General features: G+C 73.3%; 11 protein-coding genes. All 11 read right to left on the bottom strand.

From position 1 onward, the window contains the following. Positions 1–115 precede the first annotated feature (115 nt). Positions 116–1,750: a F0F1 ATP synthase subunit alpha gene (gene atpA, locus Q4D18_RS04265; protein ID WP_303126126.1), complete on the bottom strand. Its 1,635-nt coding sequence runs from the start codon at positions 1,748–1,750 to the stop codon at positions 116–118. 96 nt (positions 1,751–1,846) lie between these two features. Further along, complete coding sequence (locus tag Q4D18_RS04260) at positions 1,847–2,662, bottom strand: F0F1 ATP synthase subunit delta (protein WP_303126122.1); 816 nt, start codon at positions 2,660–2,662, stop codon at positions 1,847–1,849. Then, positions 2,659–3,213 (bottom strand): F0F1 ATP synthase subunit B, encoded by a 555-nt coding sequence (locus Q4D18_RS04255; RefSeq protein ID WP_303126120.1) that lies wholly within the window; start codon positions 3,211–3,213, stop codon positions 2,659–2,661. Before Q4D18_RS04255 ends, Q4D18_RS04260 begins: the two co-directional genes overlap by 4 nt. A gap of 85 nt (positions 3,214–3,298) precedes the next feature. Continuing rightward, entirely contained in the window at positions 3,299–3,511 is a 213-nt protein-coding gene (locus Q4D18_RS04250) for a F0F1 ATP synthase subunit C (protein WP_135028225.1), read from the bottom strand. A gap of 154 nt (positions 3,512–3,665) precedes the next feature. Then, complete coding sequence (gene atpB / locus Q4D18_RS04245; RefSeq protein ID WP_303126116.1) at positions 3,666–4,466, bottom strand: F0F1 ATP synthase subunit A; 801 nt, start codon at positions 4,464–4,466, stop codon at positions 3,666–3,668. A gap of 200 nt (positions 4,467–4,666) precedes the next feature. After that, positions 4,667–5,119, bottom strand: a complete 453-nt coding sequence (locus tag Q4D18_RS04240; RefSeq protein ID WP_303126115.1) for a hypothetical protein — start codon at positions 5,117–5,119, stop codon at positions 4,667–4,669. Then, on the bottom strand, positions 5,116–6,258 hold the full coding sequence (locus Q4D18_RS04235; protein ID WP_303126114.1) for an MraY family glycosyltransferase: 1,143 nt from the start codon (positions 6,256–6,258) through the stop codon (positions 5,116–5,118). The genes Q4D18_RS04240 and Q4D18_RS04235 overlap by 4 nt, the downstream gene beginning before the upstream one ends. A 10-nt stretch (positions 6,259–6,268) precedes the next feature. Next, positions 6,269–7,060, bottom strand: coding sequence for an L-threonylcarbamoyladenylate synthase (locus tag Q4D18_RS04230; RefSeq protein WP_303126113.1), 792 nt, complete (start codon positions 7,058–7,060; stop codon positions 6,269–6,271). Continuing rightward, positions 7,057–8,004, bottom strand: coding sequence for a peptide chain release factor N(5)-glutamine methyltransferase (gene prmC / locus Q4D18_RS04225; protein ID WP_303126111.1), 948 nt, complete (start codon positions 8,002–8,004; stop codon positions 7,057–7,059). Before prmC ends, Q4D18_RS04230 begins: the two co-directional genes overlap by 4 nt. Next, positions 8,001–9,095, bottom strand: coding sequence for a peptide chain release factor 1 (gene prfA, locus Q4D18_RS04220; protein ID WP_303126109.1), 1,095 nt, complete (start codon positions 9,093–9,095; stop codon positions 8,001–8,003). Before prfA ends, prmC begins: the two co-directional genes overlap by 4 nt. A 91-nt stretch (positions 9,096–9,186) precedes the next feature. Then, a partial coding sequence (gene rho / locus Q4D18_RS04215) for a transcription termination factor Rho (protein WP_303126108.1) occupies positions 9,187–10,506 on the bottom strand: 1,320 nt, incomplete at its 5' end.

The following is a 10,506-nucleotide window of genomic DNA, read 5'->3' as shown; positions in this document are numbered from 1 at the left end:
TTGGGGCGGTACCCCCGGATGTGGGCTCCCTGGGTGGACCTTTCCGTGGGGGGTGGGGGGTCGGGGGTCGTCCCGGGGGGGACCGCCGCCGGACCGCTCCCTCACCGACCGTCGGTCAGCGCTTCTGCTTGGTGATCTGCTCCTGCGCGACCTGGTCCTGCCCGATCGCGCGGTGCTCCTCGTGGCCGGGGGCGACGCCGTCGTGGCCGGTGCCCTGGAAGCCCTTCTTGAACGCCTCGATCTCGCGCTCCAGCGCGGCGACCGTGTCGTCCTCGAGCTTGCCGGTCGAGCCGATCGCCGCGAGGGCGACGTCCTTGCGGCGCAGGTGGTCGATGAACTCGCGCTCGAAGCGCAGCACGTCCTCCACCGGGACCTCATCCAGGTGGCCCTTGGATCCGGCCCAGATGGACACGACCTGCTCCTCGACCGGGTACGGCGAGTACTGCGGCTGCTTGAGCAGTTCCATCAGGCGCTCACCGCGGGCGAGCTGGCGGCGGGTGGCCGGGTCCAGGTCGGAGGCGAACATGGAGAACGCCTGCTGGTCGCGGTACTGCGCCAGGTCCAGCTTCAGGGTGCCGGAGACCTTCTTCATGGCCTTGACCTGCGCGGCGCCGCCCACACGGGACACCGAGATGCCCACGTCCACGGCCGGACGCTGGTTGGCGTTGAACAGGTCCGACTGCAGGAAGATCTGGCCGTCGGTGATGGAGATGACGTTGGTCGGGATGTAGGCCGACACGTCGTTCGCCTTGGTCTCGATGATCGGCAGGCCGGTCATCGAGCCCGCGCCCATCTCGTCCGAGAGCTTGGCGCAGCGCTCGAGCAGACGGGAGTGGAGGTAGAACACGTCGCCCGGGTAGGCCTCGCGTCCCGGCGGACGGCGCAGCAGGAGGGACACGGCACGGTAGGCCTCGGCCTGCTTCGACAGGTCGTCGAAGATGATCAGGACGTGCTTGCCGCCGTACATCCAGTGCTGGCCGATGGCCGAGCCGGCGTAGGGGGCGAGGTACTTGAAGCCGGCCGGGTCGGACGCCGGGGAGGCCACGATGGTGGTGTACTCCAGGGCGCCGTACTCCTCGAGGGTGGCGCGGACGCCGGCGATGGTGGAGGCCTTCTGGCCCACGGCCACGTAGACGCAGCGGACCTGCTTGTCCACGTCGCCGGACTCCCAGTTGGCCTTCTGGTTCAGGATGGTGTCGACGGCGATGGCCGTCTTGCCGGTCTGGCGGTCGCCGATGATCAGCTGGCGCTGGCCGCGGCCGATCGGGATCATGGCGTCGATCGCCTTCATGCCGGTCTGCAGCGGCTCGTGCACCGACTTGCGCTGCGTCACGGTGGGCGCCTGCAGCTCGAGGGCGCGGCGGCCCTCGGCCTCGATCGGGCCCATGTCGTCCAGCGGCTGGCCCAGCGGGTCCACGACGCGGCCGAGGAAGCCGTCGCCCACGGGCACGGAGAGGATCTCCCCCGTGCGCTGGACCTCCATGCCCTCGCGGACCTCCTGGAACTCGCCGAGCACCACGACGCCGATCTCACGGGCGTCGAGGTTCTGGGCCAGGCCGAGGATGCCGTTCTCGAAGCGCAGCAGCTCGTTCGCCATGACGGAGGGGAGGCCCTCCACCCGGGCGATGCCGTCGGCCGCGGAGATCACGCGGCCCACCTCGGTGCGCTCGGTGTCCGACGGTTCGTACGATGCCGCGAAGTCGTTCAAGGCATCGCGGACATCGTCGGCGTTGATGGTCAGTTCGGCCATCTGCAGTCCCTGCTCTCTGTGCTTGGTGATCATCGACGTGACGATGATGCGGATGTTCGTGGATGGGCCGCGGGCGGCCCGACCGGCGGGCGCCGGTCAGGCCGCCAAGCGGCGCTGGAGGTCGTTGAGCCGGCTGGCCATGGACCCGTCGACGACGTCGTCCCCGACCTGCACGCGGATGCCCCCCACCACGGAGGGGTCCACGGACACGTCGAGCACGAGGTCCCGGCCGAAGGCCCGGCGCAGGCCCGCGGCGAGCCGCTCCTGCTGACCGGCGTCGAGGGGACGGGCGACCGTCACCTCGGCGATCCACTGGCGCTGGCGCTCGGCCACGACGTCCGCGTGCCGGCGCACCGCGGTGAAGGGCTTCACGCCGCGCGGGGAGGCCACCGCCCGCTCGACGAGCAGGCGGCCGGCCTCGGAGGCCTGGGGGCCCAGCAGCCGTGCGGCCAGCTGCGCCCGTGCGGAGGCGGGGGCGCGCTGGTCGGTCACCGCGCGCTGGACCTCGTGCGACTCCTCCGCCACCCGGTTGAAGGCCAGGAGCTCGCCCGAGAGGGCGGCCAGGCCGTCGTGCCCGCCGCGGGCCGCCTCGCCGGCGGCCGCGTGCGCGGCCGCCGTCTCGAGGGCGTCCCCGAAGTCACACTCGGACGACCAGCGCCGACCGGCGAGGTCCTTGAGGACCTGCAGCGCACCGGGGCCCACCCGACTGCCGAACAGGGAGTCCACGACGCCGGCACGGCGCTCGGTGCTCCAGGCGGGGTCCGTGAGGGCGCGCCGCAGCGCGCCCTGCTGGTCCACGACGTCCAGCGCCGCGAACAGCTCGCGTGCCAGGGCGACGCCGCCCTCGTCCAGCACCGTGCCGACCTCCTTCAGGGAGGCGGCCAGCGAGTCCCTCGATGCGCCCGTGGTCATTCGGACACACCTGCGCTCTGGTGCCGGTCGAGGTCAGCGAGGAAGCGGTCCACCACGCGCTGCGAGCGGGCGTCGTCCTCCAGGGACTCGCCCACGATCTTGCTCGCGAGCGTGGTGGCCAGCGTGCCCACCTCGCCCTTGAGCTGCGCGGCGGCCTGGGTGCGCTCCGCGGCGATCTGGGCCTGGGCCTGCTCCGTGATGCGCGCCGACTCGGACGCGGCGCGCTCGCGCGCCTCCGCCACGATCTGGGCGCCCTCGGTGCGGGCCTCCTCGCGGATGCGGTTGGCCTCCTGGCGGGCGTCCGCCAGCTGGCTCTCGTAGTCCGCCATCATCGCGTTCGCCTCGGCCTGGGCCTTCTCGGCCTTGGCGAGACCGCCCTCGATGGCCTCGACGCGGTCCGTGTAGGACTTCTCGAGGGCCGGGACGATGAACTTCACGACGATGAACATCAGCACGGCGAAGCCCACCGTGGTGACGAGGATCTCCCACGGGTTCGGGATCAGGGGGTTGGCCCCCTCCGCCGCCGCGAGGATCAGTCCGTTGCTGATCATCTTCTAACCATCCTTCGATCGGGTGTCCTGTCAGGCGTGGGCCGGGCCGCCGCGGACACGGCGGCCGGCCCTGGCTCGGACAGGATCAGTTGATGACGAAGGCGAAGACCAGGCCGAGGATGGCCAGGGCCTCGGCGAGCGCGAAGCCCAGGAGGGCGATCGGCTGCAGGATGCGCTGGGCCTCGGGCTGACGGGCCACGCCGTTGATGTACGCGGCGAAGATCAGGCCCACGCCGATCGCGGAGCCGATGGCGGCGAGGCCGTAGCCGATCATGTTGAGGGAGCCGGAGATTTCCATGGTGCTTCCTTTCACGAGGCCGGGTGGTCCGGCCGGGTTGGGGGGAGGAGGTCCTCCCGGAGTGGTTCCTCCGTGCGGAGGGCCGGGAAGTCTGGTGACGGCGGGGCCGTCGGACCCGTCGCCGACCGGCCGGGGGCCGGGCGGCGCGGGGAGCTCAGTGGTCGTTCGCGTCGATCGCGCCCTGGATGTACAGGGCGGTGAGCAGCGTGAAGACGAAGGCCTGCAGGTACATCAGCAGGATCTCGAGGAGGTAGAGGGCCACGGAGGCCAGGATCACGAGCACGCCGGTGCCCGCCAGCAGCGGGTTGCCGGTCTGCGTGATCAGGAACGCGGCGCCGGCACCGGCGAGCATCACGATCATATGACCGGCGAGCATGACGGCCATCAGACGCAGGGAGTGGGTCAGCGGGCGCACGATGAAGTTGGAGATGATCTCCAGCGGCACGAGCAGGGGGAGGATCCAGCCGGGCACGCCCGAGGGGACGACGGCGAGCTTGAAGTAGCGCAGGCCGTGGTGCTTGACGCCCACGCCGATCCAGATCGCGTAGACGATCAGGGCGATCGCGTAGGCGGAGCCGGCGTGCGAGAACGAGGGCAGCTGGATCAGCGGGATGGCGCCGAAGAGGTTGTTCAGCAGCACGAAGAAGAAGATCGCGAACAGCAGGGGAACCCACTGCTTGAAGTTCTTCTCGCCCATGACGTCCCGGCCGATGCCGTTGCGGACGAACGCGTAGCCCGACTCGGCCAGCCACTGGGCGCGGCCCGGGACGAGCTGCGGGCGGCGCATGGCCCACGCGAAGAACGCCGTGATGAGCACGACGGAGAGCAGGACCAGCAGCATCTGCTTGCCGAAGCCCGTCCCGTAGTGCGCACCCCAAGGCAGGAGATCCGGCAGGTGGGCGTCCGAGACGGACGGGGGCACGAATTCTGCGTTGGCCAGCACGAGGGGTAGCACGCGGGTCCTCTCCGAAGTGGTGCGCCGACGACCGGGTGCCCCGGCTCGGACGCGCGCGGCCCCCGCAGCGGTGCGGGACGGGCGAGATGAGGTCACGGAGCGGCACGCGGTGCCGTGGATGTGTTCGCTGTAGACGATATCAAACGGGGGGCGCCCTCCGTACCGCCCCGTCCCGGCCGTCGCCGCGGACGGGGCGGGGCTCAGGGGCCGTAGACCGCGCGGCGCGTCCGGGCGAAGACGAGCACCTCGGCGACCTGCCACACGGCGACCGCGACCAGCGCCCCGACGGCGGTCGGCATCGCCTGGGCCCAGCCCGGCGGGGGCACCACGGCCAGGAGGACGGCGTACAGCGCCAGCTTGGCCACGAGGGCGCCCATGGCCAGCGGCAGGGCGATCTCGCGGGCACGGTCCCAGGCGAGCGCCGTCGTCGCTCCCGTCAGGGCCGAGAGCGCCAGCACCACTCCCCCGCCGAGCAGTGCCGAGAGCGCCGCGGCGGAGCCGTGGAGCAGGCCGGCGGCACCGGCCGCCAGGAGCACGGCGGGCGCCGTGGCCGCGGCGCTCCAGCGCAGGATCCCCCACCAGCCGGCGCGGTTCTCCCACCGGCGCCGACGGCGGCGGCGCCCCCCGTCGGCGGCGGCGTCACGGGCCGTCATGCGGACCTCCCGGGACCGGGGACGGTCGGCCCGTCGGCCTCGATCCCCCGACGGCGGTGACGCAGCAGCGGGCGCAGCGTCACCCAGGCCGCCGTGACCAGGACGAGCGCACCCACGGGCAGGGCGGCGACGGTGTGCACGAAGTTCAGGGAGAGCGTCCCCCAGGCGACGATGAACGCCCACAGCCAGAGCACGGCGACGGCCTGCGGCTGCGTGAATCCGCCGTCGACGAGCCGGTGGTGCAGGTGGCCGCGGTCCGCCGTGAACGGGCTCGCGCCGCGGGCTGTGCGCCGGAGCACCGAGGTGACGAGGTCCGCCAGCGGCAGGGCCAGCACCGCCACCGGCAGCATCACCGGCATGAAGGCGGGGACGTTGCGGAACCGGAACCCCTCCAGGGCGCTGAGGTCGGCGGTCACGGCCACCGCCGCGGAGGACAGCAGCAGGCCCAGCAGGAGGGCGCCGCACTCCCCCATGAAGACGGTGGCCGGGTGGCGGTTGTACGGCAGGAAGCCCGCGCACGCCCCGATCAGCAGCGCCATCAACAGGGTGGCGAGGTTCGAGTAGTCGAACTGGTGGATGGTGCGCGTGAGCAGGTAGGTGTAGACGAAGAACGCCGACCCGCCGATCAGGGAGACCCCCGCGGCCAGCCCGTCAAGGCCGTCCACGAAGTTGATGGCGTTCATGGTCAGGACCACGACGAAGACCGTCAGCAGGACCTGCACCGGTTCGCTGCCGACGGGGATCCAGCCCACGGGCATCGCCTCGATGCGGATGCCCCCCAGCGCGACCGCGAGGGCGGCCGCACACTGGCCCGCGAGCTTGATCCACCACGGCATGTCCACGAGGTCGTCCACCGCGCCCACCACGAGGATGACGGCCAGGGCGACCATCAGCCCGTGGACGGGCGCGGGGTCCGCGAAGATCCCGGAGAAGAAGGGCACCGTGCCGGCCAGCGCCAGACCCACCAGGACGGCGGCGACCATGGCCACGCCGCCGAACTTGGGGACGGGCGCGCCGTGCACGTCCCGGTCGCGCAGCGGCGTCCACGCGCCGACGCGCCGCCCGAGGCCCCGCAGCAGGGGCGTCAGGCAGACGCAGGCGAGCGTCGTGACGACCACGACCAGGAGGTAGGCGCGCATGGGGGCTCGGTCAGCGCCCCTCGACGTCCGGGGCGAACGCGGGGGCGTCCACGGCGGCGGTCGATGCCGGCGGCGTCGCCCCGTCGGCGTCGTCGACGGACTGCGGTCCGGTCCCGGTCGGCGGGGTGGTCAGCGCCTCCGGCACGGGCGGCTCCTCCCCCTCGGCCAGCAGGTCCGGGACCACCTCGCGCAGCTCCTCGAGCGGCACCGAGCCCTGCCGCGCCACCCGGAACGGCGTGACGGTGCAGTCCACGATGGTCGAGGGGGCGCGGGAGGCGCGCTCGCCGCCGTCGAGGTAGAGGCCCACGGACTCGCCGAGCATCTCCTCCGCCGCGCGCGCCGTGGTGGCGGCGGGCATCCCGGTGCGGTTGGCGCTCGAGACGGCCATCGGGCCGACGGCGTACAGCAGCTCGCGGGTCGCGGGGTCGGCGGGCACGCGCAGGGCCACCGTGCCGCGCGTCTCGCCCAGGTCCCACGTGAGGGTGGGCTGGGACTTGAGGATCAGGGTGAGGGCGCCGGGCCAGAAGCGGCGGGCCAGCTCCTCGGCCTCGTCGGGGACGTCGTACGCCAGCCCCGCCATGACGGAGCGGTCCGAGATCAGCACCGGCGGGGGCATGGTGCGCCCGCGGCCCTTGGCCGCCAGGAGCACGGCCACGGCCAGGGGGGAGAACGCGTCCGCGCCGATGCCGTAGACGGTGTCCGTCGGCAGGACCACGCAGCCGCGGTCCGCGAGGACGCCGCGGGCGCGCTCGATCGCGCCGCTCAGGTCGGAGGGGTCGGAGACGTCGATGAACTCACTCACGGCGCCATTGTCCCATCGACCCCGCCCAACTCCGCCGCCGGGCCCCGGCGCGCCGCGAGGAAGCGGTCCCGCCCGGCGGGGTCGGGCAGAATCCGCACGTCCTCGAACACCCCCGAGCCGACGGCGGCGGCCGCGAGCTCCCCGCCCTGGGTCTCGTGGTGCTCCATCAGCAGCGACCCGCCCGGGCGCAGCAGCACGGTGGCCCGGCGCAGGATCCCCCGCGGCACCTCCAGCCCGCGCTCGCCGCCCCCGTAGAGGGCGAGGGCCGGATCGCGACGCGCCTCCTCCTGCTCGGGGACCTCGTCGTCCGGGACGTAGGGCGGATTGGACACGACGAGGTCGACCAGGCCATCCAGATCCGCGCATGCGACAACAGCATCGCCTTGTCGCAGATGGACCCCGAGCGGGGCGAGGTTCCGCGACGCCCATGCGGCGGCCACGGAGTCCAGCTCCACCGCCGTCACCTCGGCGGGGATGGTCCGCTCCCTCAGCCCGGCCGCCACGGCGGCGGCGATCGCCCCGGAGCCCGTGCACAGGTCCACCACCCGCAGGGGTGCGGCCGTCTCGGCGGACCGGTCGACCGCGCGTCGGAGGGCCTCGTCCACGAGCGTCTCCGTCTCCGGGCGCGGGACGAACACGCCGGGTCCCACGGCCAGCTCGAGGCCGTGGAAGGCGGCCGTGCCCGTGAGGTGCTGGAGCGGCTCGCGCGCTGCACGGCGGGCCACCAGCGCGGCGTAGGCCTCCGCCTGCGCCTCGTCCGGCCGGGCGCCGGCGAGGATCCGGGCCACGGCCGCGCCCCGGTCCCGGCCGAGCACGTGGGCGGCGAGCAGCTCGGCGTCCACGCGCGGCGCGTCCACCCCGGCCGCGGCCAGGGACGCCGCAGCCGCCCGGACCAGACCGGACCAGTCCGACGTCGTCCGCCCCTCCCCGGCGGCGCCGATCACGCCGATCCCTCCCCCAGCGCGGCGAGCCGGCGCTGCTCGTCGAGTGCCGCGCACGAGGCGATCACCGCGGACAGGTCGCCGTCCAGGACGGCGTCGAGGTTGTGCGCCTTGTAGCCGGTGCGGTGGTCCGCCACCCGGTTCTCCGGGAAGTTGTACGTCCGGATCCGCTCCGAGCGGTCCATCGTGCGCACCTGCGCGTGGCGGGCCGCCGCGTCCTGGGCGTCCTGCTCCTCGCGGCGGCGCTGCAGCAGGCGCGAGCGCAGCACGCGCATGGCCGCCTCCCGGTTCTGGATCTGCGACTTCTCGTTCTGCATGGACACCACGATCCCCGTGGGCAGATGGGTCAGGCGCACCGCCGAGTCGGTGGTGTTGACGGACTGCCCGCCCGGGCCCGAGGAGCGGAACACGTCCACCTTGACCTCGTTCGGGTCCAGCGGCACCTCGTCCGGCTCGTCGACCTCCGGCAGCACGAGCACGCCGGCCGCGGAGGTGTGGATCCGGCCCTGCGACTCGGTGACGGGCACGCGCTGGACGCGGTGGACGCCGCCCTCGTACTTCAGGGCCGCGTACACCCCCTGGGCGGGGTCCGTGCCGGAGCCGCGGACGGCCACCTGCGCGTCCTTCACCCCGCCCAGGTCCGAGGGCGTGCTGGAGAGCACCTCGGTGCGCCACCCCCGGGACTCGGCGTAGCGCAGGTACATCCGCAGCAGGTCGCCGGCGAACAGCGCGGCCTCCTCGCCGCCCTCCCCGCCCTTGACCTCGAGGATCACGTCCCGGCCGTCGTCGGGGTCGCGCGGGATCAGCACCCGGCGCAGGCGCTCGGCCGCCTCGTCCGCGGCCGCCTCGAGGGCGGGCAGCTCGGCGGCGAAGGCCTCCCCGTCCTCCCCCGGCAGTGCGGCGAGCGCGCGGGCGTCGTCGCGGTCGGCGACGGCGGCGGTCCAGGCCTCGTGCGCGGCCACCACCTGCCCGAGCTCGGCGTAGCGCCGGCCCACCCGACGGGCGCGGCCGGCGTCGGCGTGCACGGCGGGGTCGGAGAGCTGCCGGGCGAGGTCCCGGTGCTCGGCGATCAGACGGTCGACGGAGTCGAACACGTCGGCACCTCCCTGGTGGTGGCTGGTCTGAGACGGGAGCGGCCCCGCCCCCGGACCGGGCGGTCGGGGACGGGGCCGCGGGCGGGACGGGTCAGTCCTCGCCCTTGGCGCCCAGCGTGGTCTTGGAGACCAGCATGAGGAACTCCGCGTTGGAGGCGGTGTCCTTGATCTTGTTGGTGAGCAGCTCGAGGGCCTGCTGGGTGTCCAGGCCGGAGAGGACGCGACGCAGCTTCCACATGATCTTGACCTCCTCGGCGGAGAGCAGGACCTCCTCTCGGCGCGTGCCGGACGCGTTGACGTCCACGGCCGGGAAGATGCGGCGCTCGGCGAGCTGCCGGGACAGGCGCAGCTCCATGTTGCCGGTGCCCTTGAACTCCTCGAAGATCACCTCGTCCATGCGGGAGCCGGTCTCCACGAGCGCGGTGGCCAGGATGGTCAGCGAGCCGCCGTTCTCGATGTTGCGGGCCGCGCCGAAGAACTTCTTCGGCGGGTACAGCGCCGCCGAGTCCACGCCGCCGGAGAGGATCCGGCCCGAGGCCGGGGCGGCCAGGTTGTACGCACGGCCCAGGCGGGTCATGGAGTCCAGGAGCACGACGACGTCGCGGCCCATCTCCACGAGGCGCTTGGCGCGCTCGATGGCCAGCTCGGCCACCGTGGTGTGGTCGTCCGCGGGGCGGTCGAAGGTCGAGGCGATGACCTCGCCGGCCACCGAGCGCTGCATGTCGGTGACCTCCTCCGGGCGCTCGTCCACGAGCACCATCATGAGGTGGACCTCGGGGTTGTTCTGCGTGATCGCGTTGGCGATCGACTGCAGGATCATCGTCTTGCCGGCCTTGGGCGGGGACACGATCAGGCCGCGCTGGCCCTTGCCGATGGGGCTGACCAGGTCGATGACGCGCGGGCCCACGAGCTTGTGGTCCGTCTCCAGGCGCAGGCGCTCCGTGGGGTACAGCGGCACGAGCTTGTTGAACTCGACGCGCTGCGGGCTCTCCTCGGCCGGCTGGCCGTTGACGGTGGTCACCTTGACCAGCGCGTTGAACTTCTGGTTGCGGCCGGAGCCGGTGTGCGGCTTCTCGCCCTCGCGCGGGGCGCGGATGGCGCCGACGACGGCGTCGCCCTTGCGCAGGCCGAAGCGCTTCACCATGGCCAGGGAGACGTACACGTCCTTCTCGCCCGGCAGGTATCCGGAGGTGCGGACGAACGCGTAGTTGTCCAGCACGTCGAGGATGCCGGCCACGGGCTGCAGGACGTCGTCCTCGGTCAGCTCGGTGTCGTCCACCTCGGGGCCGCGGCTGCGGCGGTTGCGCCCGCGCTCGTTGCGGTTGCGGCGGTTGCGGCGGCCGCGGCCGCCCTCGTCGTCGCGGTCCTCGCGGCGCTGACGGCCGCCCCGGTCGGACTTGTCCCCGCGGTC

Origin of the sequence: Micrococcus sp., assembly GCF_030523875.1 — a bacterium.
In the GTDB taxonomy this organism is placed as follows: Bacteria; Actinomycetota; Actinomycetes; order Actinomycetales; family Micrococcaceae; genus Micrococcus.
The sequence above is the reverse complement of the archived record's forward strand: the minus strand, read 5'-3'. Positions and strand labels throughout refer to the sequence as shown.